This window comes from Pseudomonas sp. MF6396, from assembly GCF_002018915.1.
Classification (GTDB): domain Bacteria; phylum Pseudomonadota; class Gammaproteobacteria; order Pseudomonadales; family Pseudomonadaceae; genus Aquipseudomonas; species Aquipseudomonas palmensis.
The window spans coordinates 177,970-201,269 of record NZ_MVOK01000005.1 but is presented as its reverse complement, the minus strand read 5'-3'; the positions used below and the strand labels follow the sequence as shown (position 1 = coordinate 201,269).

General features: G+C 65.6%; 21 protein-coding genes. 17 read left to right on the top strand and 4 right to left on the bottom strand.

Going from position 1 to position 23,300, the window contains the following annotated elements; genetic code table 11:
* Window positions 1-11: 11 nt before the first annotated feature.
* From gatB to MF6396_RS07005, 4 genes are all read left to right on the top strand, one after another.
* Entirely contained in the window at window positions 12-1,457 is a 1,446-nt protein-coding gene (gene gatB / locus MF6396_RS07020) for an Asp-tRNA(Asn)/Glu-tRNA(Gln) amidotransferase subunit GatB (protein ID WP_054916385.1), read from the top strand.
* Between the two features lie 107 nt (window positions 1,458-1,564).
* Complete coding sequence (locus MF6396_RS07015) at window positions 1,565-1,939, top strand: septal ring lytic transglycosylase RlpA family protein (protein WP_043862480.1); 375 nt, start codon at window positions 1,565-1,567, stop codon at window positions 1,937-1,939.
* 62 nt (window positions 1,940-2,001) lie between these two features.
* Window positions 2,002-3,045 carry a calcium/sodium antiporter gene (locus tag MF6396_RS07010; RefSeq protein ID WP_043862481.1) on the top strand — a complete coding sequence of 348 codons (1,044 nt, stop codon included), beginning with the start codon at window positions 2,002-2,004 and terminating at the stop codon, window positions 3,043-3,045.
* A gap of 10 nt (window positions 3,046-3,055) precedes the next feature.
* Window positions 3,056-3,433, top strand: coding sequence for a carboxymuconolactone decarboxylase family protein (locus MF6396_RS07005; RefSeq protein ID WP_043862482.1), 378 nt, complete (start codon window positions 3,056-3,058; stop codon window positions 3,431-3,433).
* 20 nt (window positions 3,434-3,453) lie between these two features.
* Here MF6396_RS07005 and MF6396_RS07000 read toward each other — a convergent pair whose 3' ends face one another.
* From MF6396_RS07000 to MF6396_RS06985, 4 genes are all read right to left on the bottom strand, one after another.
* Window positions 3,454-4,827, bottom strand: a complete 1,374-nt coding sequence (locus MF6396_RS07000) for an amino acid permease (protein WP_043862483.1) — start codon at window positions 4,825-4,827, stop codon at window positions 3,454-3,456.
* 50 nt (window positions 4,828-4,877) lie between these two features.
* Complete coding sequence (locus MF6396_RS06995; RefSeq protein ID WP_054916387.1) at window positions 4,878-5,819, bottom strand: AEC family transporter; 942 nt, start codon at window positions 5,817-5,819, stop codon at window positions 4,878-4,880.
* Between the two features lie 102 nt (window positions 5,820-5,921).
* Window positions 5,922-6,482 carry a response regulator transcription factor gene (locus MF6396_RS06990; RefSeq protein WP_043862485.1) on the bottom strand — a complete coding sequence of 187 codons (561 nt, stop codon included), beginning with the start codon at window positions 6,480-6,482 and terminating at the stop codon, window positions 5,922-5,924.
* The gene (locus MF6396_RS06985) at window positions 6,482-7,738 is read right to left on the bottom strand and encodes an ATP-binding protein (protein WP_054916388.1); all 1,257 of its coding nucleotides are present in this window, start codon (window positions 7,736-7,738) and stop codon (window positions 6,482-6,484) included. The genes MF6396_RS06990 and MF6396_RS06985 overlap by 1 nt, the downstream gene beginning before the upstream one ends.
* A 199-nt stretch (window positions 7,739-7,937) precedes the next feature.
* Between MF6396_RS06985 and MF6396_RS06980 the strand changes: the two genes are divergently transcribed.
* The 13 genes from MF6396_RS06980 (at window position 7,938) to MF6396_RS06920 (ending at window position 23,264) form a co-directional block, all read left to right on the top strand.
* Window positions 7,938-8,651, top strand: coding sequence for an SIMPL domain-containing protein (locus MF6396_RS06980; RefSeq protein WP_078479968.1), 714 nt, complete (start codon window positions 7,938-7,940; stop codon window positions 8,649-8,651).
* 133 nt (window positions 8,652-8,784) lie between these two features.
* The gene (locus tag MF6396_RS06975) at window positions 8,785-10,410 is read left to right on the top strand and encodes an ABC transporter substrate-binding protein (protein ID WP_054916389.1); all 1,626 of its coding nucleotides are present in this window, start codon (window positions 8,785-8,787) and stop codon (window positions 10,408-10,410) included.
* Window positions 10,411-10,647: 237 nt separating this feature from the next.
* On the top strand, window positions 10,648-12,243 hold the full coding sequence (locus MF6396_RS06970) for an ABC transporter substrate-binding protein (protein ID WP_043862489.1): 1,596 nt from the start codon (window positions 10,648-10,650) through the stop codon (window positions 12,241-12,243).
* Window positions 12,244-12,315: 72 nt separating this feature from the next.
* The gene (locus MF6396_RS06965) at window positions 12,316-13,713 is read left to right on the top strand and encodes an OprD family porin (RefSeq protein WP_078479967.1); all 1,398 of its coding nucleotides are present in this window, start codon (window positions 12,316-12,318) and stop codon (window positions 13,711-13,713) included.
* A 74-nt stretch (window positions 13,714-13,787) separates the two neighbouring features.
* A complete protein-coding gene (locus MF6396_RS06960; RefSeq protein ID WP_054916391.1) occupies window positions 13,788-15,383 on the top strand; it encodes an ABC transporter substrate-binding protein in 1,596 nt (531 codons plus the stop codon).
* 72 nt (window positions 15,384-15,455) lie between these two features.
* A complete protein-coding gene (locus tag MF6396_RS06955) occupies window positions 15,456-16,466 on the top strand; it encodes an ABC transporter permease subunit (RefSeq protein WP_043862492.1) in 1,011 nt (336 codons plus the stop codon).
* A gap of 11 nt (window positions 16,467-16,477) precedes the next feature.
* A complete protein-coding gene (locus MF6396_RS06950; RefSeq protein WP_078479966.1) occupies window positions 16,478-17,407 on the top strand; it encodes an ABC transporter permease subunit in 930 nt (309 codons plus the stop codon).
* Between the two features lie 10 nt (window positions 17,408-17,417).
* Window positions 17,418-18,386 carry an ABC transporter ATP-binding protein gene (locus tag MF6396_RS06945; RefSeq protein ID WP_078479965.1) on the top strand — a complete coding sequence of 323 codons (969 nt, stop codon included), beginning with the start codon at window positions 17,418-17,420 and terminating at the stop codon, window positions 18,384-18,386.
* Window positions 18,386-19,354, top strand: coding sequence for a peptide ABC transporter ATP-binding protein (locus MF6396_RS06940; protein ID WP_078479964.1), 969 nt, complete (start codon window positions 18,386-18,388; stop codon window positions 19,352-19,354). The genes MF6396_RS06945 and MF6396_RS06940 overlap by 1 nt, the downstream gene beginning before the upstream one ends.
* A 130-nt stretch (window positions 19,355-19,484) precedes the next feature.
* Window positions 19,485-20,318, top strand: coding sequence for an AraC family transcriptional regulator (locus MF6396_RS06935; RefSeq protein ID WP_078479963.1), 834 nt, complete (start codon window positions 19,485-19,487; stop codon window positions 20,316-20,318).
* 38 nt (window positions 20,319-20,356) lie between these two features.
* Entirely contained in the window at window positions 20,357-21,763 is a 1,407-nt protein-coding gene (locus MF6396_RS06930) for an NAD(P)/FAD-dependent oxidoreductase (protein ID WP_078479962.1), read from the top strand.
* A gap of 25 nt (window positions 21,764-21,788) precedes the next feature.
* The gene (locus MF6396_RS06925; protein ID WP_043862498.1) at window positions 21,789-22,130 is read left to right on the top strand and encodes a cupin domain-containing protein; all 342 of its coding nucleotides are present in this window, start codon (window positions 21,789-21,791) and stop codon (window positions 22,128-22,130) included.
* Window positions 22,131-22,184: 54 nt separating this feature from the next.
* Window positions 22,185-23,264 (top strand): polyamine ABC transporter substrate-binding protein, encoded by a 1,080-nt coding sequence (locus tag MF6396_RS06920; RefSeq protein WP_078479961.1) that lies wholly within the window; start codon window positions 22,185-22,187, stop codon window positions 23,262-23,264.
* Window positions 23,265-23,300 lie beyond the last annotated feature (36 nt).

The window sequence follows — 23,300 nt, the reverse complement described above, 5'->3', positions numbered from 1 at the left end:
GGGACAGACACATGCAATGGGAAGTTGTGATCGGGCTGGAAATTCATACCCAGCTCGCCACCCAGTCGAAGATTTTCTCCGGCAGCGCCACCACGTTCGGCTCCGAGCCGAACACCCAGGCCAGCCTGATCGACCTGGGCATGCCCGGCGTGCTGCCGGTGCTCAACGAAGAAGCCGTGCGCATGGCCTGCATGTTCGGCCTGGCGATCGACGCCGAAATCGGCGAGCACAACGTGTTCGCGCGCAAGAACTACTTCTACCCCGACCTGCCCAAGGGCTACCAGATCAGCCAGATGGAGCTGCCGATCGTCGGCAAGGGCTACCTGGACATCGCCCTTGAAGACGGCACCGTCAAGCGCATCGGCATCACCCGCGCACACTTGGAGGAAGACGCCGGCAAGAGCCTGCACGAAGACTTCAGCGGCGCCACCGGCATCGACCTGAACCGCGCCGGCACGCCGCTGCTGGAAATCGTCTCCGAGCCGGAAATGCGCAGCGCCAAGGAAGCCGTGGCCTACGTCAAGGCGATCCACGCACTGGTGCGCTACCTGGGCATCTGCGACGGCAACATGGCCGAGGGCTCGCTGCGCTGCGACTGCAACGTGTCGATCCGGCCCAAGGGCCAGGTCGAGTTCGGCACCCGCTGCGAGATCAAGAACGTCAACTCGTTCCGCTTCATCGAGAAGGCGATCAACACCGAGGTGCAGCGCCAGATCGAACTGATCGAGGATGGCGGCCGGGTGATCCAGGAAACCCGCCTGTACGACCCGAACAAGGACGAGACCCGCTCCATGCGCAGCAAGGAGGAGGCCAACGACTACCGTTACTTCCCCGACCCGGACCTGCTGCCGGTGGTCATCGAGCCGGCGTTCCTCGACGCCATCCGCGCCACCCTGCCCGAACTGCCGCCGCAGAAGCGCGAGCGCTTCCAGAGCCAGTTCGGCCTGTCGGCCTACGACGCCAACGTGCTGGCCTCCAGCCGCGAGCAGGCCGACTACTTCGAGCAGGTGGTCGGTGTGTGTGGCGATGCCAAGCTGGCGGCCAACTGGGTCATGGTCGAGCTGGGCAGCCTGCTGAACAAGCTGGGCCTGGAAATCGACCAGGCGCCGGTCAGCGCCGCGCAACTGGGCGGCATGCTGCAGCGCATTCTGGACAACACCATCAGCGGCAAGATCGCCAAGGTGGTGTTCGAGAAGATGGCCGCCGGTGAAGGCGATGCCGACCAGATCATCGAGGCAGAAGGCCTGAAACAGGTGACCGACACCGGCGCGATCGAGAAGGTGCTGGACGAAGTGCTGGCGGCCAACGCCGAGCAGGTCGAGCAGTACCGCGCGGCGGACGAGGCCAAGCGCGGCAAGATGTTCGGCTTCTTCGTCGGCCAGGCGATGAAGGCGTCCAAGGGCAAGGCCAACCCGCAACAGGTGAACCAATTGCTCAAGAGCAAGCTCGAAGGCTGAACCGCGTCGCCTGCATTCGCCGGCAACGCCGGCTCCTACAAGGACGCACCAATCCCTGCAGGAGCCGGCGCTGCCGACGAAGACCACACCACGGAGTAACCGGATACATGTGGCGTCCCCTCAGCGCACTGCTCGCGCTTTTCACCCTGCTCGCCGGCTGTGCCAGCCACACCCTCGACCCCCGCGGTTACGACCAGACCGGCACCGCCTCCTATTACGGTTCCCGCCATCACGGCAAACGCACCGCCAGTGGCGAACCCTTCGACCAGCACGGCCTGACCGCCGCCCATCGCAGCCTGCCCTTCGGCACCCGCGTGCAGGTCACCAACCTCGCCAACGACCGCCGCGTCGTGGTACGCATCAACGACCGCGGCCCGCATACCCGGGGTCGACTCATCGACCTGTCACGCGCCGCCGCCGACCAACTGGGCATGCTCCGTAGCGGAACCGCGCGGGTACGGGTACAAAGTCTCAGCAACTGACCCTGCTTCGGAGCACGACCATTTTCGACCTGGCCGCTTTACCCACCTTCAGCCTGCTGCAACTGGCCCTGGGCCTGCTGCTGCTGATCACCGGCGCCGAACTGCTGGTGCGCGCCGCCCTGCGCCTGGCCGCCAGCCTGCAGGTGCGTCCTCTCATCATCGGCCTGAGCCTGGTGGCCTTCGGCAGCAGCGCCCCGCAACTGACCGTGAGCCTGCAGGCGGCCTACACCGGCGCACCCGACGTGGCGGTGGGCAGCGTGATCGGCAGCAACATCTTCAACGTGCTGGTCACCCTGGGCCTGGCCGCTCTGATCATCCCCCTGCGCGTTTCGCGGCAACTGGTACGCCTGGACATCCCACTGATGATCGGCGCCAGCCTGCTGGTGTACCTGCTGGCCCTGGACGAACGCATCGGCCGCCTCGAAGGCGCCCTGCTGCTGCTCGGGCTGGTTGCCTACCTGGCCATCCTGTGGCACCAGTCACGCCACCACGCACGCACCTACCCCGCCCCCGGCCCGCGGCCGCAGCGTGGCGTCGGCTTCTGGTTCGGCACCCTGGCACTGATGCTCACCGGCCTGGGCCTGCTGAGCCTGGCCGGGCACCTGTTGCTGGAGGCAGCAGTGGAAGTGGCCGTCGACCTGGGCCTGTCGGAGCGGGTGATCGGCCTGACCGTGGTGGCGGTATGCACCTCGCTGCCGGAGCTGGCCACCTCGCTGATTGCCGCCTTGCGCGGCGAGCGTGAAATCGCCGTGGGCAACGTGATCGGCAGTAACCTGTTCAACCTGCTGGCGGTGCTCGGGCTGACCGCGCTGGTGGCCCCGGTGCCGCTGTCGATCTCGCCCAACGCGCTGGCCTTCGACCTGCCGGTGATGCTCGGCGTGGCCGTGCTGACCCTGCCGGTGTTCTATTCCGGCTACCGCGTCACCCGCGCCGAAGGTCTGGTGTTCCTGTGTCTTTACCTGGCCTATGGTTTGCACGTGGTGGCCTTCACCACCGGCATGCCGCTGGCCAACCGTCTGGAGCAGCTGATGCTGCTTTATGTCCTGCCGACGCTGGCGGTGGTGCTGATGTACACCACCGTGCGCGCCTGGCGCCGCCAACACTAAGGAAAACAACATGGGCGAGAGCAACAAAACCGGCGAACAGGTTCGCCGCCAGGTCATGGGCGATGCATTCGTGGACCGTGCACTGGGCAATGCCACCGAGTTCACCGAGCCGCTGCAGGCGTTCGTCAACGAGCACGCCTGGGGCAGCGTGTGGAGCCGCGAGGGCCTGCCGCTGAAAACCCGCAGCCTGATCACCCTGGCGGCGCTGACCGCGCTCAAGTGCCCGCAGGAGCTCAAGGGCCACGTGCGTGGCGCCCTGAACAACGGCTGTACGGTGGAAGAGATTCGCGAGGCGTTGCTGCATTGCGCCGTGTACGCGGGCGTACCGGCGGCGATCGATGCGTTTCGCGCCGCCCAGGAAGTGATCGACAGCTACCAGCAGGGCTGACCGATCACCCCGCAGGGTCGTCAGCCGGCGACGGCGGCGGCCTTCTGCCCCTTCTTCTTGAGCCAGAACGCCACGCCCAGGGTGGCGATCCAGGCCGGAATCAGCAGTACCGAGATGCGGATCGGCGGGGTCAGGTACATCACCACCAGAATCAGCACGATGAACGCCAGGCACAGGTAATTGGTCACCGGGTGCCCCCAGCTCTTGTAGAAGGTCGACTCGCCGGCAGCGATCTTGGCCTTGCGAAACTTCAGGTGGGTGATGCTGATGCTCGCCCAGTTGATCACCAGTGCCGACACCGCCAGCGCCATCAGCAGGCCGAAGGCTTCGCCCGGCATCAGATAGTTGATCAGCACGCACAGGCCGGTGGCCACCGCCGATACGCCCAGCGCCGCCAGCGGCACGCCACGACGGTTGATCTTGAGCAGTGCGCGCGGCGCATCACCCTGGCTGGCCAGGCCGAACAGCATGCGGCTGTTGCAGTACACGCAGCTGTTGTACACCGACAGCGCGGCAGTCAGCACCACCACGTTGAGAATGGTGGCCACCAGGTTGCTGTCCAGGTTGTGGAAGATCATCACGAACGGGCTGCCGCCCTGCACCACCTTCTGCCAGGGGTACAGCGACAGCAGCACCGCCAGTGCGCCGATGTAGAAGATCAGGATGCGGTACACCACCTGGTTGGTCGCGCGTGGAATGCTGTAGCGCGGGTTGTCCGCCTCGGCCGCGGTGATGCCGACCAGCTCCAGCCCGCCGAAGGAGAACATGATCACCGCCATCGCCATCACCAGCCCGGTGATGCCATTGGGGAAGAACCCGCCGTACTGCCACAGGTTGGCCACGCTGGCATCCGGCCCGCCGCTGCCGCTGGCCAGCAGCCAGGCGCCGAAACCGATCATGCTGACGATGGCGATCACCTTGACCAGCGCGAACCAGAATTCCAGCTCGCCGTACACCTTGACCTGGGTGAGGTTGATCAGGTTGATCGCCACGAAGAAGATCGCTGCAGTGGCCCAGGTGGGGAAGTCCGGCCACCAGTACTGCACGTAGATACCCACCGCCGTCAGCTCGGCCATGCCCACCAGCACATAGACCACCCAGTAGTTCCAGCCCGAGACGAAGCCGGCGAACTCGTTCCAGTAGCGGTGCGCAAAGTGGCTGAAGCTGCCCGCCACCGGTTCCTCGACCACCATCTCACCCAGCTGACGCATGATGAAAAAGGCCATCAGGCCGGCGATGGCGTAGCCCAGCAGCACGGCAGGGCCTGCCATCTGGATGGTCTGGGCGATGCCCAGGAACAACCCGGTGCCGATGGCGCCGCCCAGCGCGATCAACTGGATGTGACGGTTCTTCAGGCCGCGATGCAAACGCTCGGGCGTGATCTGGTCTTGCATGAAGTGTCCTCAGGCAGGGAGGCCGTTATTTTGAGTGTGGGCGACAGGATCTAGATCCAGCCGCCCCACTGCAAGATAAATATGCCGATATTCGTCGTAACTGCGGCCATCAGCGTGGTAATCACGATGATCGAGGCGGCCAGCTGGTGATTGCCGTTGGCCGCGCGCGCCATCACGTAGCTGGACGCGGCGGTGGGGCTGGCGATGTACAGGAACAGCACCCCCAGCTCCGCGCCGCGAAAGCCGCACAACCAGGCACCGAAGGTGGCCAGCAGCGGCAGCCACACCATCTTTACCAGGCTGGCACTCAGCGCCATGCGCCCGCTGGCGTGCAACGAGGCCATCGACAGCGTGCCGCCGATGCAGATCAGCGCCAGCGGCAGGGTCATCTGCGCCAGGTAGTCACCGGAGGTCAGCAGCCAGTTGGGCAGCCCCACCTTGGCATACGCCAGCACGCCGGCCACCAGCACACTGATGATCAGCGGGTTGCGCAGGATGCTCTTGAGGATGCTCCAGGGGTCGGACTTGATGGTCGGGCTGTACACCGCCAGCACCACGGCCGACAGCGAGTTGTAGAGCAGGATCACCAGCCCGGCCAGCACCGCGCCGATGGAGATGCCGTGATCGCCGTACATGCTCCCGGCCAGCGCCAGGCCGATGACCGCATTGTTGCCGCGAAAGCCGCCCTGGGCGTAGATGCCGCGATCTTCACGGGGGCAGCGCCAGATCGCGATCAGCCAGGCCAGGCCGAAACTGCCCAGGGTGGCGACGGTGAAGTACAGCAGCAGCGAGGGCTGGACCGCCGCCTCGAGATCGGCGTGGTAGATGCCCAGAAACAGCAGCGCCGGCATGCTCACGTTGAACACCAGGGCCGAGGCGGTCTGGATGAAGCTGTCGTTGATGGCGTTGATGCGGCGCAGCAGCACGCCCATGAACATCATCGCGAACACCGGCGCGGTGATGTTCAGGGTCTGGAGAAAAAGGGCGAGCATGCAGGTGGTCCCGTCGGCGTCGTTAGGGAGCTAATCATACGTCAACCTTGGGGCTGCCATGCAGCCTCTTCGCCGGCCTTGCCGGCGAAGAGGCCCTGAGGTTCAGCGCCGAACCGGGCGCTTCTGCAATTTGCGCTGCAGGGTACGCCGGTGCATGCCCAGCGCCCGCGCCGTGGCCGAGATATTGCCCTCATGCTCGGTCAGCACACGCTGGATGTGCTCCCACTGCAGGCGGTCCACCGACATCGGGTTTTCCGGTACCAGCGTGTCCAGGTCGGCGTGCTCGGACGCCAGCGCCGCCAGCACGTCGTCGGCATCGGCCGGCTTGCACAGGTAATTGCAGGCGCCGCGCTTGATCGCCTCCACCGCGGTGGCAATGCTCGAATAGCCGGTGAGGATCACCACGCGCATCTCCGGGTCCAGTTCCAGCAGCTTGGGCAGCAGCACCAGCCCGGAGTCGCCCTCCATCTTCAGGTCCAGCGTGGCGTAGTCCGGCACGTCCTGCTGGGCAATCTGCAGGCCCTCTTCGGCAGAACCCGCCGTGCTCACGCGAAACCCGCGCCGGCTCATGGCCCGGGCCATCACCCGGGTAAACGTGGCGTCGTCATCCACCAGCAGCAGGTGCGGCAGCTCTTCGCCTTCAGCCTGAATTTCATCACTCATCACACGTCTCCTCGCGCGTCACGCGGCAGGCGCAGCTCGGTGAGCGTACCGCCTTCCTCATGACTATAGAGTTTTACCGAGCCGCCAGCACGGGTCACGCTGGCCTTGCTCAAGAACAGGCCAAGGCCGAAGCCCTTGCCCTTGGTGGTAAAGAAGGGTTTGCCGATCTGCTCGGCGATCGCCACCGGCACGCCGGGGCCATGGTCGCGAATGCTGATCACGATGTCCTCGGCGTCCCAGTCCAGGTACACCTCCAGGTCATTGGGGCAGGCATCGGCTGCATTGTTCAACAGGTTCAGCAGGGCCTGGGTCAGGTCCGGCGGCGGCGCCAGGCGCGGCACCGTACCCTGGCCCAGGCGCTGGAAGCGATAGCTGGCCTCGGGGCGCATCAGGTGCCAGCGGTTGAGCGCCTCGTCCAGCCAGAAGCTCGCCTCCTGCTCTTGCACCGCCATGCGCCGGTTGGCCTCGGCGGCGCGCACCAGGTTCTGCAAGGTGTGCTTGCACTGCTTGACCTGCTCCTGCAGCGTCTCCAGGTCTTCCTGCAGCAGCGGGTCGGTGTGGTCCTGGCGCATCTCGTTGATCAGCACGCTCATGGTCGCCAGCGGCGTGCCCAGCTCATGGGCGGCACCGGCGGCCTGGGTGGCCACGGCCAGCAGTTGCTGGTCGCGCAGGCCTTCCTCGCGGCGCTGGGCCTGGAACTGCTGCTGGCGACGCAGCTCTTCGGCCATCTTGGCGGCAAAGAAGGTGATCACCCCGGCGGCCAGGGCAAAACTCAGCCACATGCCGTAGATCTGCATCTTCTCGCGGGCCATGGGGAAGGTTTCGAGCGGGAAGTACTGCACCAGCAGCAGGGTGTAGGCCACCAGCGCAATGCCCGACAGAATCAGCGAATACAGCCATGGCAGCGTCACCGCGGCAATCGCCAGGGGCACCAGGTAATAGGACACGAAGGGGTTGGTCGAGCCCCCGGAAAAATACAGCAGCGCACTGTGGATCAGCAGGTCGCAGGCCAGCTGAACCGCATACTCCAGCTCGGTGACCGGCAGCGAGGTGCGCAGCCGGATGGCCGTGAGCACGCACAGCACCATGGAGAACCCCAGGGTGATGCTCAGCGCCAGCCACGGCAGTGGCAGCAGTTCGGTCCAGTAGGCGACCGCCACCGAACCGGCCTGGGCGGCCAGCACCAGGGTGCGGATGAAGGTCAGGCGCCAGAGGTTCTGACGTGTGGCAGACAGCATGAGTACGGGGGCGAGCATGAGCTCTCCTGATGAGTGCTCCAGGTGAATCGTGGCGAGTATACCCAAGCTGCACCCCGCGCTGCAGCAATGCGGCAAAGCGCCACAGGCACACCGGCATCGATGATGGCTTTTTGAACCTCGTCGGTTTGTGCGAGTCTGATGGGGTCTGCGTGGTCGGGATCGACCGCCGCCACGCCTCAATTTCAAGGAGTTGCCCATGCACACTGTGTCTCGCGCCAGTACCACCCTCGTCCTCGCGACCGGCCTGTTTGCCAGCTTTGCGGCACTGGCCGACGAGCCTCGCTACAACCAGGTTTCACTGCGCGCCGAAGCCAGCAAGGAAGTCGCCCGCGACCTGATGGTCGTGACCCTGTATACCGAGGCGCAGAACTCCGACCCGGCCAAGCTGGCCAACGAGATCACCACCAGCATGAACAAGGCGCTGGAAAAGGCCCGTGCGGTCAAGGACGTCAAGCTCAGCCAGGACAGCCGCAACAGCTACCCGATCTACGACAACAAGAACCAGAAGATCACCGGCTGGCGCGAACGTGCCGAGCTGCGCCTGGAAAGCGCGAACTTCCCGGCGCTGTCCAAGCTCACCGGCGAGCTGCTGCAGGACCTGAAGATGGGCGGGATGGATTTCGCCATCGCCCCGGCCACCCGCAAGAGCAGCGAAGACGCCCTGCTCAAGGATGCCATCGACGCCTTCAAGGCCCGCGCCCAGCTGACCACCGAAGCCCTCGGCGGCAAGGGCTACAAGGTGGTCAACCTGAACCTCAACAGCAGCGGCTACCCGCACCCCTACGCCCGCGGCGCCATGATGATGAAGGCCAGCATGGACGCCGAAGCCGCGCCAAGCCCGGAAATCGAAGCCGGTACCAGCCAGGTCAGCCTCAGCGCCGACGGCACCATCGAAGTGCTGATGCCCTGATTCACCCGCGGGCAACGCCTGCATCGCTGTCAGCTATGGTTTGAGGGTCGCGCTGGTCAACAGGCCAGCCTCCCTGCCCGCCGAGCGGCCCCACTGGCCGCCCGGCGCACCAATGACATCGATGAGGCCAACAATGCTCAAACACGCGGTCCTTCCCTACCTGCTCGGCGCAGGCCTGCTGGCCGGCGCACCGCTGGCCCATGCGGCCAGCAACCTGGTGTTCTGCTCCGAGGGCAGCCCGGCGGGCTTCGACCCGGGCCAGTACACCACCAGCACCGACTTCGACGCCTCGGCCGAGACCGTCTTCAACCGCCTCAGCCAGTTCGAACGCGGCGGTACGGCGGTGATCCCCGGGCTTGCCACACGCTGGGACATCAGCGACGACGGCCTGAGTTACACCTTCCACCTGCGCGAAGGCGTGCAGTTCCACAGCACCGACTACTTCAAGCCCAGCCGCCCCTTCAACGCCGATGACGTGCTGTTCACCTTCAACCGCATGCTCGACAGGAACCTGCCGTTTCGCAAGGCCTACCCCACCGAGTTCCCCTACTTCACCGACATGGGCATGGACAAGAACATCGTCAAGCTCGAAAAACTCGACGAACACACGGTCAGGTTCACCCTGGCCAGCGTGGACGCCGCGTTCATCCAGAACATGGCCATGAGCTTCGCCTCGATCCAGTCCGCCGAATACGCCGAGCAACTGCTCAAGCAGGGCAAGCCGGCCGACATCAACCAGAAGCCGATCGGCACCGGCCCCTTCGTGTTCGCCAAGTACCAGAAAGACGCGCAGATCCGCTTCAAGGGCAACAAGACCTACTGGCAACCGCAGGACGTGAAGATCGACAACCTGATCTTCGCCATCACCACCGACCCGTCGGTGCGCATGCAGAAACTCAAGAAGAACGAATGCCAGATCACCCTGTTCCCGCGCCCGGCCGACCTCAAGTCGCTGGAAGCGGACCCCAACCTGAACCTGCCGCACCAGGCCGGCTTCAACCTGGGCTACATCGCCTACAACGTGACCGACCCGATCAAGGGCACCACCGCGCCCAACCCCATGGCCCAGCTCAAGGTGCGCCAGGCCCTGGACATGGCGGTGAACAAGCAGCAGATCATCGACGCGGTGTACCAGGGCGCGGGGCAACTGGCGGTCAATGCCATGCCGCCCACCCAGTGGAGCTACGACGACACCATCAAGGACGTGCCCTACGACCCGGCCAAAGCCAAGGCGCTGGTGCAGGAGGCCGGGGTCAGGGAGGGCACCGAGATCACCCTGTGGGCCATGCCGGTGCAACGCCCCTACAACCCCAACGCCCGGCTCATGGCCGAGATGATCCAGGCCGACTGGGCGAAGATCGGCATCAAGGCCAGCATCGTCAGCTACGAGTGGGGCGAATACATGAAGCGCGCCAAGGCCGGTGAGAACGGCGCCATGCTGATCGGCTGGAGCGGCGACAACGGCGACCCGGACAACTGGCTGGGCACCCTCTACGGCTGCGACGCGGTGAACGGCAACAACTTCTCCAAATGGTGCGACCCCGCCTACGACGCGCTGATCAAGCAGGCCAAGGCCACCCCCGACCAGGCCCGACGCACCGAGCTGTACAAGCAGGCGCAGCACATCATCAAGGCGCAGGTGCCGATCACCCCGATCGCCCATTCCACGGTGTACCAGCCGATGCGCAAGACCGTGCAGGACTTCAAGATCAGCCCCTTCGGCCTGAATGCCTTCTACGGCGTAAGCGTCAGCCAATAGACACGCAACGCGATGTTTAGCCTGTCCCTGCGGGCGCCGAGCTCATCGGTGCACGCGGGGCACTGATACCTGCTTGAAAATTACGACACCACACCAAGATTTTTCCCACGCCTCACACCCACTTCCTTACCTGCACGCCCGCCGCCTGCGTCCCTACCGTGGAGCGCGTGGTGGTGCTGGCACCCTGCTGTCGCCGCGCCCCCCACGCCTCGTACAACAACAAAGGAATGGGACCGCATGCGTATTTCTCCGGTTTTCGCCGCACTGCTGGGCCTGGGGGCACTGGCCTATGGCCCGACAGCCCTGGCCAAGGGCAACCTGGTGTTCTGCTCCGAGGGCAGCCCGGGCGGCTTCGATATCGCCCAGTACACCACCTCCATCGAAAACGACGCCGCCGAGCCGCTGTACAACGGCCTGGTGGAATTCGAACGCGGCGCCACCCGCGTCATCCCCTCGCTGGCGACCGGCTGGGACGTTTCCGATGACGGCCTGACCTATACCTTCCGCCTGCGCCAGGGCGTGAAGTTCCACGCCAACAAGGACTTCACCCCCACCCGCGACTTCAACGCCGACGACGTGTTGCTCACCTTCCAGCGCATGCTCGACCCGCAGCACCCGTTTCGCGTGGCCTACCCGGCCGAGTTCCCCTACTTCGTCAGCATGGACCTGGACAAGAACATCGCCCGGGTCGAAAAGCGCGACCCCTACACGGTGGTCTTCACCCTCAACAGCGTCGATGCCGCCTTCATCCAGAACCTGGCCATGGGCTTTGCCTCGATCGTCTCGGCCGAATACGCCACCCAGCTGATGGCCAGCGGGCGGCTCAGCGACTTCGACCAGAAGCCGATCGGCACCGGCCCCTTCGTGTTCCAGCGCTACCAGAAGGATGCGCAGATCCGCTACCGGGCCAACCCCGACTACTGGGACCCGCAACAGGTCAGGCTCGACCAGCTGATCTTCTCGATCAACACCGACGCCTCGGTGCGGGTGCAGAAGCTGCGCAAGGGGGAATGCCAGGTCACCGTCAACCCGCGCCCCGCCGACCTCAAGGCCCTGGCCGCCGACCCGAAGATCAACATGCTCGACCAGCCCGGCTTCAACCTGGGCTACATCGCCTACAACGTGCAGCACCCGCCGTTCGACCAGTTGCAGGTGCGCCAGGCCATGGACATGGCGGTGAACAAGGCGGCCATCGTCAAAGCGGTGTACCAGGATGCCGGCCAACTGGCCGTGAACTTCATGCCGCCCACCCAGTGGTCCTACGACCCGAGCATCCGCGATGCCGGCTACGACCCCGACAAGGCCCGCGCCCTGCTGGCGGCCGCCGGGGTCAAGCCCGGCACGCCCATCACCCTGTGGGCCATGCCGGTGCAACGCCCCTACAACCCCAACGCCAAGCTGATGGCCGAGATGCTCCAGGCCGACTGGGGCAAGGTCGGCCTGGACGTGAAGATCGTCAGCTACGAATGGGGCGAGTACATCAAGCGCACCAAGAACGGCGAGCACGACGTGATGCTGCTGGGCTGGACCGGTGACAACGGCGACCCCGACAACTGGATGGGCACCCTCTACAGCTGCGGTGCCATCGGCAGCAACAACGTGTCGATGTGGTGCGACCCCGAATACGACGCCCTGGTGCAGCAGGCCAAGCGCATCACCGACCCCGCCGCGCGCACCGCGCTTTACCAGCAGGCCCAGCAGCGCATGAAGCAGCAGGTGCCGATCACACCGGTCGCCCACTCCACCGTGCACCAACCGCTGAGCGTCCGGGTACAGGACTTCAAGGTCAGCCCGTTCGGGCGCAACAGTTTTTCGGGCGTCAGCGTCGACTGACCTCTGCCCGCCCCCTCCCAAGGTTCACCGCCGCACCCGCCGGGCTCACGAGGCCCGGCGGCTAATAAAAACATGCAAAGGAGCATCACCTTGAGACCTACCCGACACGCAGCACTTGCCCTGGCCCTTGGCGGCCTGAGCGCGCTGGCCCAGGCCGAGCCCGTCAGCCAGGATTTCGTTGCGCTTACCCTGCGCACCACCTCCGACCAGGCCCAGGCCAGCGGCTTTCTCGACGGCCAGCGCCTGTCCGGCTCGACCCGCAACTGGTACGCCCACGAGCACGCCACCCGCGGGCCACTGTGGTCGTACAGCAAGCGCGACGGCAGCCGCCACCCCACCAGCAGCCGCGACAACTGGGTCCAGGGCACCCTCCTCAACTACACCTCCGGCTTCACCGAGGGCACCGTGGGCCTGAGCACCGAAGTGGCGCTGTACAACGCGGTAGCCCTGCAGCGCGGTCGCGCCAGCGTGGCCGGGCCGAACAACCGCACCCTCACCCACCGCGACGGCGAGGTGCTCGACCAGTGGAGCAAGGTCGGCCTGGCCAACCTCAAGGCCCGGGTGTCAAACACCACCCTCACCGCCGGCCGCCAGTCCATCGACACCCCGGTGATCGCCTACATCGGCAACCGCGCACTGCCCTCCAGCTTCCAGGGCGTGAGCCTGCACAGCGCCGAGTTCGACAACCTGAGCTTCGACCTGGGCACCTTCGACCGCGTGTCGATGCGTACCGAGCAGGGCCAGAGCAAGTTTCGCTCCGAGTATGGCGATTCCCGCCAGTTCACCGACCGGGTCAGCATGGCCGGGGTCAACTACCAGCCGCTGCAGAGCCTGAGCACCAGCCTCTACGTATCCAAGGTCGAGGACCTCTGGAACCAGTACTACTTCGGCGCCAACCACCTGCTGGGCGACAACGCGGTGCTGGGCCTGAACACCGGGCTCAACTACTACAAGACCCGCGACGCCGGCCAGAGCAAGCTGGGCGCCATCGACAACGACACCTTCAGCCTGTCGCTGGCCCTGACCCACCAGGCGCACACCGTGTCGGTCGCCTACCAGCAGGTCAACGGCAACGAGTACTTCGACTACCTGCACGACACCAACGCGATCTTCCTGGCCAACTCGCTGTTGTCGGATTTCAACGGCCCCAACGAGAAATCACTACAGATCGGCTACGTGCTGAACATGGCCCCCTTCGGCGTGCCCGGCCTCAAGTTCAACCTGTACAACGCCCGCGGCTGGGGCATCGACGGCACCCACTACAAGGGCGGTGGCTACGACGTGAAGAACCTCGACGGCGAGCACCACGACGAATGGGGCATCGGCACCAGCTATGCCGTACAAGGCGGCGCGTTCAAGGACACCACCGTGCGCGCCACCTACACCACCCACCGCGCCAGCAAATTGCAGGGTGACGGGAGCCTGAACGAGGTGCGCGTGGTCACAACCATTCCGTTCAACATCCTCTAGGGCGGCAGGTCGCGGCCGATTCGCCGAATCGGCCGCGATGGCTACGCTGGTTTAATCGAATGCAGGGAAGTGTCATGAAACAGTCAACCCTACAGGCTGCCCTTGCAGCCATCCTGTTGAGCGCCGCAGCCCCGCTGATGGCCAAGCCGCTGGTGGTGTGCACCGAGGCCAGCCCCGAGGGCTTCGACATCGTGCAGTACACCACGGCCGTCACCGCCGATGCCGCCGCAGAAACCCTGTTCAACCGCCTGGTGGACTTCAAGCCCGGCACCACCGAGGTGCAGCCGGCCCTGGCCGAACGCTGGGAGGTCAGCCCCGACGGCCTGACCTACACCTTTCACCTGCGCAGCGGGGTCAGATTCCACACCACCGACTACTTCACCCCCACCCGCGACCTGAACGCCGACGACGTGCTGTGGAGCTTCCAGCGCCAGCTCGACCCCGCCCACCCCTGGCACGACAAGACCAGCATCGGCTTCCCCTATTTCGAGAGCATGGGTTTCCAGCACCTGCTCAAGTCGGTGGAAAAGCTCGACCCGCACACCGTGGCGTTTCACCTGACCCGCCCCGAGGCACCGTTTCTGCGCGACCTGGCCATGGCCTTCACCTCGATCTATTCCGCCGAATACGCCGACCAGTTGCTCAAGGCCGGCACCACCGCCGAACTCAACAGCAAGCCGGTCGGCACCGGACCGTTCATCTTCCAGCGCTACAACAAGGACGCGCAGGTGCGCTACAGGCCCAACCCGGACTACTTTCGCGGCAAGCCGCCGAGCGATGCGCTGATCTTCGCCATCACCCCCGACAACAACGTGCGCCTGCAGAAGCTGCGCGCCAACGAATGCCAGGTGGCGCTGTACCCCAAGCCCGACGACATACCCGGCATCAAGGCCGACGCGCGCCTGAAGGTGGCCGAAATGGAGGCCCTGACCACCGGCTACATCTCGCTCAACACCGAGCACAGGTACCTGAGCGACGTGCGCGTACGGCGCGCCATCAACCTGGCCTTCGATCGCGAACACCATGTCGAGCAACTGTTCGGCAAGGGCAACGCCCTGCTGGCGGTGAACCCCTACCCGCCGACCCTGATGGGCTACAACAGCCAGAACCGCAACCCGCCCCGCGACCTGGACCAGGCCCGCGCGCTGCTCAAGGAGGCCGGCGTACCCGAAGGCACCGTGCTCACCCTGTTCACCCGCAACGGCGGCGGGCCCACCAACCCCAACCCGCGCCTGAGCGCCGAGATGCTTCAGGCCGACCTCGCCCAGGTCGGCCTGAAGGTCGACATCCGCGTGATGGAATGGGCCGAGATGCTTCGCCGCGCCAAGGCCGGCGAAGCCGACATGGTGTCGGCCGGCTGGGCGGGCGACAACGGCGACCCGGACAACTTCCTGACCCCGCTGCTCAGCTGCGCCGCAGCGAAGAATGGGGAAAACTACGCACGCTGGTGCAACCCGCGATTCCAGGTGCTGATCGACCACGCCCGCGAAACCGCCGACCCCGATCAACGCGCCGCACTCTATGTCCAGGCACTGGCGGTGTACGATGAGGCCAAACCGTGGATCAACATGGCCCACCCGAAGGTGTTCACCGCCCTGCGCGAGAACGTCGAGGGCTACGTCATCAACCCGATGACCAACAACAACTTCGCCACCACGCGGGTGAAGTAGAACGATAACGCTTGCAGCGCCCGCCCCCGGGCGCTCGCAGGCATGCCTTAGGCTGATGAGGTACACCACACGATGTTTAGTTTTATTGCACGGCGTCTAGGCCTATTGATCCCGTCGTTCTTCGGCATCACCCTGCTCACGTTCGCGCTCATACGCCTGATCCCCGGTGACCCGGTGGAGGTGATGATGGGCGAACGCAGGGTCGACCCCGAGATGCACGCCCAGGCCATGGAACGGCTCGGCCTGAACAAGCCGCTGGCGCAGCAGTACCTGGACTACGTCGGCAAGCTGGCCCAGGGCGACCTGGGCGAGTCGCTGCGTACCCGCGAAAGCGTGTGGCACGAGTTTCTCGCGCTGTTCCCCGCCACCCTCGAACTGGCCATGGCCGCGCTGCTGTTCGCCGGCATCGTCGGGCTGCTGGCCGGGGTGATCGCCGCGCTCAAGCGCGGCTCGCTGTTCGATCACGGGGTCATGGGCATTTCCCTGGCCGGCTACTCGATGCCGATCTTCTGGTGGGGCCTGATCCTGATCATGTTCTTCTCGGTCGGGTTGGGCTGGACGCCGGTGTCCGGGCGCATCGACCTGCTCTACGACATCGAGCCGACCACCGGCTTCATGCTCATCGACACCCTGCTCAGCGACGAGGAAGGCGCATTCAAGGACGCGTTGATGCACCTGATCCTGCCGGCCATCGTGCTCGGCACCATCCCACTGGCGGTGATCGCACGCATGACCCGCTCCTCGATGCTCGAAGTGCTGCGCGAGGACTACATCCGCACCGCGCGGGCCAAGGGCCTGTCGCCGGCACGGGTGGTGTTCGTGCACGGCCTGCGCAACGCGCTGATCCCGGTGCTTACGGTGGTCGGCCTGCAGGTCGGCACGTTGCTCGGTGGCGCGGTGCTTACCGAAACCATCTTTTCCTGGCCGGGCATCGGCAAATGGCTGATCGAAGCCATCGGCGCCCGTGACTACCCCGTGGTACAGAACGGCATCCTGTTGATTGCCTGCCTGGTGATCCTGGTCAACTTCGTCGTGGACATCCTCTACGGCCTGGCCAACCCACGCATCCGACATCAGCGCTGAGGCCTTCGCTCATGACCAATCCGCTTGCAAAAACCGCTGCCGTCGACGCCGCGCCGCTCGACCAGAGCCTGCTCTACCCCTCCCCCTACAAGGAATTCTGGCACGCCTTCTCGCGCAACAAGGGCGCGGTGGCCGGCCTGCTGTTCATGTGCCTGATCGTGTTCTGCGCGCTGTTCGCCCCGTGGGTGGCGCCGCACAACCCCAGCGAGCAGTACCGCGACTTCCTGCTGACCCCGCCGGTATGGCTCGAAGGCGGCCAGTGGCAGTTTCTGCTGGGTACCGACGAGCTGGGCCGCGACCTGCTCTCGCGGCTGATCCAGGGTTCGCGCCTGTCGCTGCTGATCGGCCTGTCGTCGGTACTGATCTCGCTGATCCCCGGCGTGCTGCTGGGCCTGCTGGCCGGGTTTTTCCCACGCCTGCTTGGCCCGTCCATCATGCGCCTGATGGACGTGATGCTGGCGCTGCCCTCGCTGCTGCTGGCGGTGGCCATCGTGGCGATCCTGGGCCCTGGCCTGATCAACACCGTGATCGCCATCGCCATCGTCTCGCTGCCGGCCTACGTGCGCCTGACCCGCGCCGCGGTAATGGGCGAACTGAACCGCGACTACGTCACCGCCGCGCGCCTGGCCGGGGCACGCCTGCCGCGCCTGATGTTCGTGACCGTGCTGCCCAACTGCATGGCGCCGCTGATCGTGCAGGCCACCCTGAGTTTCAGTTCGGCGATTCTCGATGCCGCCGCGCTGGGCTTCCTGGGCCTGGGCGTGCAACCGCCGACCCCGGAGTGGGGCACCATGCTGGCCTCGGCCCGCGACTACATCGAACGCGCCTGGTGGGTGGTCAGCCTGCCGGGCCTGACCATCCTGCTCAGCGTGCTGGCAATCAACCTGATGGGCGACGGGCTGCGCGATGCGCTGGACCCGAAACTCAAGAATGCCGCCTGAGGAGAAGCCCATGTCACTTCTACACATCAAGAACCTGAGCGTGCGCTTCGGCGACGCCTCGGCGGTACCGGTGGTCGACGGCCTCGACCTGAGCGTGGAAAAGGGCGAGGTGCTGGCGATTGTCGGCGAGTCCGGCTCGGGCAAGTCGGTGACCATGATGGCGCTGATGGGCCTGATCGACGCCCCCGGGCGCATCACCGCTGACGCCTTGACCTTCAACGGCAGCGACATGCTCACCCTGAGCGGCCGGCAGCGGCGCAAGGTGGTCGGCAAGGACATGGCGATGGTCTTCCAGGACCCCATGACCGCACTCAACCCCAGCTACACCGTGGGTTTCCAGATCGAGGAGGTGCTGCGCCAGCACCTGGGGCTGCGCGGCAAGGCGGCGCGCCAGCGTGCGCTGGATCTGCTGAAGAAGGTCGAGATCCCGGCCCCGGAAAGCCGCCTGGATGCCTACCCCCACCAACTCTCCGGCGGCATGAGCCAGCGCGTGGCAATCGCCATGGCGATTGCCGGCGAACCCAAGCTGCTGATCGCCGACGAGCCCACCACGGCGCTGGACGTGACCATTCAGGCGCAGATCATGGAGCTGCTGCTCAACCTGCAGAAAGAGCAGGACATGGCGCTGATCCTGATTACCCACGACCTTGCCGTGGTGGCCGAAACCGCCCGCCGCGTGTGCGTGATGTATGCCGGCCAGGCAGTGGAAGTCGGCCAGGTGCCCGAGCTGTTCGAGGTGCCTGCGCACCCCTACAGCGAAGCCCTGCTGGCAGCGATCCCCGAGCACAGCGAAGGCGCCGAGCGCCTGGCGACCCTGCCCGGCATCGTGCCCGGACGCTACGACCGGCCCCACGGCTGCCTGCTGTCGCCGCGCTGCCCCTACGTGCAGGACCACTGCCGCCAGCAGCGTCCGAGCCTGGACCCCAAGGCCCACAGCCTGGCCCGCTGCTTCTACCCGCTCAACCAGGAGGTGGCGTGATGAGCGTCGTACTGACCGCCCGTGACCTCACCCGTCATTACGAAGTGTCCCTGGGCCTGTTCAAGGGCCATGCCCTGGTACGCGCCCTCAATGGGGTGTCGTTCGAACTGGAGGCCGGCAAGACCCTGGCCGTGGTCGGCGAATCCGGCTGCGGCAAGTCGACCCTGGCCCGCGCCCTGACCCTGATCGAGGAACCGTCGTCGGGCTCGTTGCAGATCGCCGGGCAGGAGGTGGCCGGTGCCAGCAAGCAGCAGCGCCGGCAACTGCGCCGCGATGTGCAGATGGTGTTCCAGAGCCCCTATGCCTCGCTCAACCCGCGCCAGAAGGTCGGTGACCAACTGGCCGAGCCGCTGCTGATCAACACCCGGCTGTCCAGGGCCGAACGCCGCGAAAAGGTGCAGGCGATGATGCAGCAGGTGGGCCTGCGGCCCGAGCACTACCAGCGCTACCCGCACATGTTCTCCGGTGGCCAGCGCCAGCGCATCGCCCTGGCGCGGGCCATGATGCTGCAACCCAAGGTGCTGGTGGCGGACGAGCCGACCTCGGCGCTGGACGTGTCGATCCAGGCGCAGGTGCTGAACCTGTTCATGGACCTGCAGAAGGAGTTCAACACCGCCTACGTGTTCATCTCGCATAACCTGGCGGTGGTGCGGCATGTGGCCGACCAGGTACTGGTGATGTACCTGGGGCGCCCGGCGGAAATGGGGCCCAAGGAGGATATCTATGCCAGGCCTTTGCACCCTTACACCCAGGCCCTGCTGTCGGCGACCCCGACCATTCACCCCGACCCGCTCAAGCCAAAGATCAGGATCGTGGGCGAGCTGCCCAACCCGTTGAACCCACCGCCGGGGTGCGCGTTCCACAAGCGTTGCCCGTATGCCACCGAGCGCTGTGCCAGTGAAGAGCCGGCGTTCCGGCCAGTGGATACACGGCAGGTGGCGTGCCACTATGCGGAGCAGTTTCTCTAGAACCGCTGCGCCAGCAATCGCGGGTCAAGCCCGCTCCCACACGGATCATTGCTGTCCTTGTGGGAGCGGGCTTGACCCGCGATAGGGCCCTGCAGGTATTCTGCTTTCCTACCTCCAATGAGCCAGCCCCATGGCCGCACACCCGATCCCCGACGGCCCCGAACACACCGCCGAAACCGCCGCCACCGTGCTGCGCTACCACCTGTGCTGGAAACACCGCGACCTCGACGGCGTGATGGCGCTCTATCACCCCGACATCCAGTACAACGACTTCTTCCAGAACCGCGTACTGCACCTGGCCGAGCTGCGCGAATACGTGGCCGCCAGCATGCCGCGCCAGGACGGCGAGGACATCGTGCACAGCGACCGCATCCGCACCGACGGCTGCACCGCCTTCATCCAGTACCAGGTAACGCTGCGCGGCGGCGACGGCATCACCGCGTTTCGTGCCAGCGAGGCCATCACCGTGCGCGACGGCCTGATCTGGCAGGTCAACGAATACGCCTCGCTGGTGCGCGAGCCTTCACGCCACACCGGCCACCCCAGCCTGCGCCCGGCCGCCAGCCGCCTGGGCCTGTCACCGCGCCAGCTGAGCTTCATGGCCCAGGACCTGCAGCACTACTTCACCCGTCGCCAACCCTATCTGGACCCGCAACTGGACCTGCAACAGGTCGCCCGCGAGTGCGGCTACAGCCGCAACCAGATCTCCTACCTGCTCAACCAGGTGCTGGGCCAGAGCTTCTACCGCTACGTCAACCAGGCCCGCCTGCAGCATCTGCTGGCTGAACTGGAGCGCGCAGGGCCGGCGCCCAAGGTCGATGACCTGGCCTTCGCCGCCGGCTTCAATTCACTGTCGGCGTTCTACAAGTGCTTTCGCCAGCACACCGGCCTGTCGCCCAAAGCCTACGTGCAACAGATTTCTCTGCGGACACGCACGCAAGACAATCCGCCCGCCCAGCCCTAGCATCGGCCCACACCGTTACGGATGTGGAGCCGAACACAATGCAGGCATGGCGCAGTATCAGCCTTTGGATGGACCAGCTTGACGAGCCGCTGATCGCGCGCCCGGCGTTGCGCCAGGACCTGGACGTGGATGTATGCATCATCGGCGCCGGCTACACGGGCCTGTGGAGCGCCTACTACCTCAAGCGCCAGGCACCGCACCTGAACATCGCCATCGTCGAGGCCAACATCGCAGGCTTCGGCGCCTCGGGGCGTAACGGCGGCTGGCTGATGGGCAACCTGCTGGGCGAAGACCGCCTGCTGGCCGATTGCTCCCCCGAACAGCGCCGCGACGCCTATGACCTGCTGCACGGCATCCCCGACGAAGTGGAAACGGTGCTCGAGCGCGATGGCATCCACTGCGACTACCGCAAGGGCGGCGCCCTTTATTGCGCGGCGCGCTACCCCGAGCAGGAAGCGAGCCTGCGCAGTTACCTGCAAAAGCTCTACCGGCAGGGCCTGAACGAGGCCGAGTATCGCTGGCTGAGCCCGGTCGAGCTGGCCGCGCAGCTGCGCATCGCCAAGCCCTATGGGGCGATCTACACGCCGAACGTGGCCACCGTGCACCCGGCCAAACTGGTGCGCGGCCTGGCCCGGGCCGTCGAGCGTCTGGGGGTGAAGCTCTACGAGAACAGCCCGGTCATCGACTGGCACAAGGGTCAGGTACGCACCGCCCAGGCACAGGTGCGCTGCCAGTGGGTGGTGCCGGCGGTGGAAGGCTATGCCGTCGGGCTGCCGCCGCTGGGTCGCTATCAGTTGCCGGTACAGAGCCTGCTGGTGGCCACCGAGCCGCTGCCTGAGCAGGTGTGGGAGCAGATCGGGCTGAACGCCGGTCAGGCCTTCAGCGAAAACAGCCGCCAGGTCACCTACGGCCAGCGCAGCGCCGACAACCGCCTGGTGTTCGGCGCCCGCGGCGGCTATCGCTTCGCCGGGCGCCTGCGCGAAGACTTCACCCTCAGCGACAGCGAAATCGGCCTGCGCCGCTACCTGTTCGGCGAGCTGTTTCCGCAGCTCAAGAACGTCGACATCACCCACGCCTGGGGCGGCAACCTGGGCATGGCGCGGCGCTTTCGCCCGCACATGCTGTGCGATGCCGAGCAGGGAATCGCCCTGGCCGGTGGCTATGGCGGCGAAGGCGTGGGCGCCAGCAACCTGGGCGGGCGCACCGTGGCGGCGCTGATCCTGGGCCAACGCAACGCACTCACCGCCCAGCCCTGGGTACACCCCGCGGCGCGCCTGAACAGCCTGGCGCGCTGGGAGCCCGAGCCGTGCCGCTGGCTCGGCTACAACGCGATCATCAAGAGCTTCGTCCACGAAGACCAGACCCTTGCCAACCCGGCCAGCGCCCCCTGGCGCCGGCGCCTGGCCAGCGGTGTGGCGGACTTCATGGAAAGCCTGATGCACTGACTTCCCCCTGCACAGGACCACCGGCATGCGCATTACCCAGTTCAAGCACACCCATAGCGTCGCTCTCGAACAGTCAAACCCGGTGGCCGTGCCCCTGGGCGAGCCGGTGGCGGTCACCTCGGTGACCTGCGTGGAGCGCAACGACGGCGTCGAAACCGGCATCTGGGAATGTACCCCGGGCCGCTGGCGGCGCCAGATCGAGCAGCAGGAGTTCTGCCACTTCATCAAGGGCCGCTGCACCTTCACCCCCGATGGCGGCGAGCCGCTGACCATAGAAGCCGGCGACGCACTGATGTTGCCGGCCAACAGCACCGGTATCTGGGATATCCACGAGACCGTGCGCAAGACCTACGTATTGATTTTCTGATCCTTTGATCGCCTGCCTCCTTCGACAAAAACAGACCAAGCAAGGAATCCGGACATGCGCCCATTGCTCTTCGCCCCGCTGTTGCTGGCCGCCTCCATCGCCCAGGCGGCCGACTCGGTAAAAATCTACAACTGGTCCAGCTACATCGCCCCCGACACCCTGAAGAACTTCCAGGCCGCCAGCGGCATCGTGCCCACCTATGACGTGTTCGACAGCAACGAGACCCTCGACGGCAAGCTGATGACCGGCAATTCGGGCTACGACGTGGTGTTCCCCTCCAACCACTTCATGGCCCGGCAGATCCAGGGCAAGGCGCTAAAGGCGCTGGACAAGCGCCAGTTGCCCAACTGGAAGAACCTCAACCCGGTGCTGCTCAAGGCGCTGGAAGTCAACGACCCGGGCAACCGCTACGGCTTCCCCTACCTGTGGGGCAGCACCGGCATCGGCTACAACATCGACAAGGTCAAGGCGGCGCTGGGCGAGAATGCCCCGGTGGACTCCTGGGACCTGATCTTCAAGCCCGAGAACATCAGCAAGCTCAAGAGCTGCGGCGTGGCGATCCTCGACAACGGCCCCGAACTGCTGCCGATCGCGCTCAACTACCTGGGCCTGCCGCACCACAGCCAGGACCCGGCCGACTACGAGAAGGCCAAGGCCCTGCTGATGAAGGTGCGCCCGTACATCAGCTACTTCCACTCCTCCAAGTACACCGGCGACCTGGCCAACGGCGATATCTGCGTGGTGGTGGGCTTCTCCGGCGACGTGCTGCAGGCCAGAAACCGTGCAGAAGAGGCCAGAAACGGGGTGAAGGTGGGCTATGAGATCCCCAGGGAAGGCGCGCCGATGTGGTTCGACATGGTCGCCATGCCCGCCGATGCCCCGGACGAAAAGGCCGGCTATGCCTACATGAACTACCTGTTGCAACCCGAGGTGATGGCCGACATCAGCAACCATGTGCAGTACGCCAACGGCAACCAGGCAGCCGACCGCCTGGTGGACCCGGCGCTCAAGGCCAACAGCATGATCTACCCGACCGATCCCATGCTCGGCAAGCTGTTCGCCCTGCAGGCCATGCCGGCCAAGATCGACCGCCTGCGCACCCGCATCTGGACCAGCATCAAGGCCGGCAACTGAGCCACCCTGCAATAGATACCACCCTCGGCCTGTGTG

Coding starts and splice junctions, on each gene's coding strand:
- MF6396_RS06920 (WP_078479961.1), top strand. CDS start 22,185: ATGCGCCCATTGCTCTTCGCCCCGCTGTTGCTGGCCGCCTCCATCGCC.
- MF6396_RS06965 (WP_078479967.1), top strand. CDS start 12,316: ATGCAAAGGAGCATCACCTTGAGACCTACCCGACACGCAGCACTTGCC.
- MF6396_RS06990 (WP_043862485.1), bottom strand. CDS start 6,482: ATGAGTGATGAAATTCAGGCTGAAGGCGAAGAGCTGCCGCACCTGCTG.
- MF6396_RS06985 (WP_054916388.1), bottom strand. CDS start 7,738: ATGCTCGCCCCCGTACTCATGCTGTCTGCCACACGTCAGAACCTCTGG.
- MF6396_RS06950 (WP_078479966.1), top strand. CDS start 16,478: ATGACCAATCCGCTTGCAAAAACCGCTGCCGTCGACGCCGCGCCGCTC.
- MF6396_RS06955 (WP_043862492.1), top strand. CDS start 15,456: ATGTTTAGTTTTATTGCACGGCGTCTAGGCCTATTGATCCCGTCGTTC.
- MF6396_RS06930 (WP_078479962.1), top strand. CDS start 20,357: ATGCAGGCATGGCGCAGTATCAGCCTTTGGATGGACCAGCTTGACGAG.
- MF6396_RS07015 (WP_043862480.1), top strand. CDS start 1,565: ATGTGGCGTCCCCTCAGCGCACTGCTCGCGCTTTTCACCCTGCTCGCC.
- MF6396_RS06940 (WP_078479964.1), top strand. CDS start 18,386: ATGAGCGTCGTACTGACCGCCCGTGACCTCACCCGTCATTACGAAGTG.
- MF6396_RS06945 (WP_078479965.1), top strand. CDS start 17,418: ATGTCACTTCTACACATCAAGAACCTGAGCGTGCGCTTCGGCGACGCC.
- MF6396_RS06975 (WP_054916389.1), top strand. CDS start 8,785: ATGCTCAAACACGCGGTCCTTCCCTACCTGCTCGGCGCAGGCCTGCTG.
- MF6396_RS07005 (WP_043862482.1), top strand. CDS start 3,056: ATGGGCGAGAGCAACAAAACCGGCGAACAGGTTCGCCGCCAGGTCATG.
- MF6396_RS06995 (WP_054916387.1), bottom strand. CDS start 5,819: ATGCTCGCCCTTTTTCTCCAGACCCTGAACATCACCGCGCCGGTGTTC.
- MF6396_RS06970 (WP_043862489.1), top strand. CDS start 10,648: ATGCGTATTTCTCCGGTTTTCGCCGCACTGCTGGGCCTGGGGGCACTG.
- MF6396_RS06960 (WP_054916391.1), top strand. CDS start 13,788: ATGAAACAGTCAACCCTACAGGCTGCCCTTGCAGCCATCCTGTTGAGC.
- MF6396_RS06925 (WP_043862498.1), top strand. CDS start 21,789: ATGCGCATTACCCAGTTCAAGCACACCCATAGCGTCGCTCTCGAACAG.
- MF6396_RS07000 (WP_043862483.1), bottom strand. CDS start 4,827: ATGCAAGACCAGATCACGCCCGAGCGTTTGCATCGCGGCCTGAAGAAC.
- MF6396_RS06935 (WP_078479963.1), top strand. CDS start 19,485: ATGGCCGCACACCCGATCCCCGACGGCCCCGAACACACCGCCGAAACC.
- gatB (WP_054916385.1), top strand. CDS start 12: ATGCAATGGGAAGTTGTGATCGGGCTGGAAATTCATACCCAGCTCGCC.
- MF6396_RS06980 (WP_078479968.1), top strand. CDS start 7,938: ATGCACACTGTGTCTCGCGCCAGTACCACCCTCGTCCTCGCGACCGGC.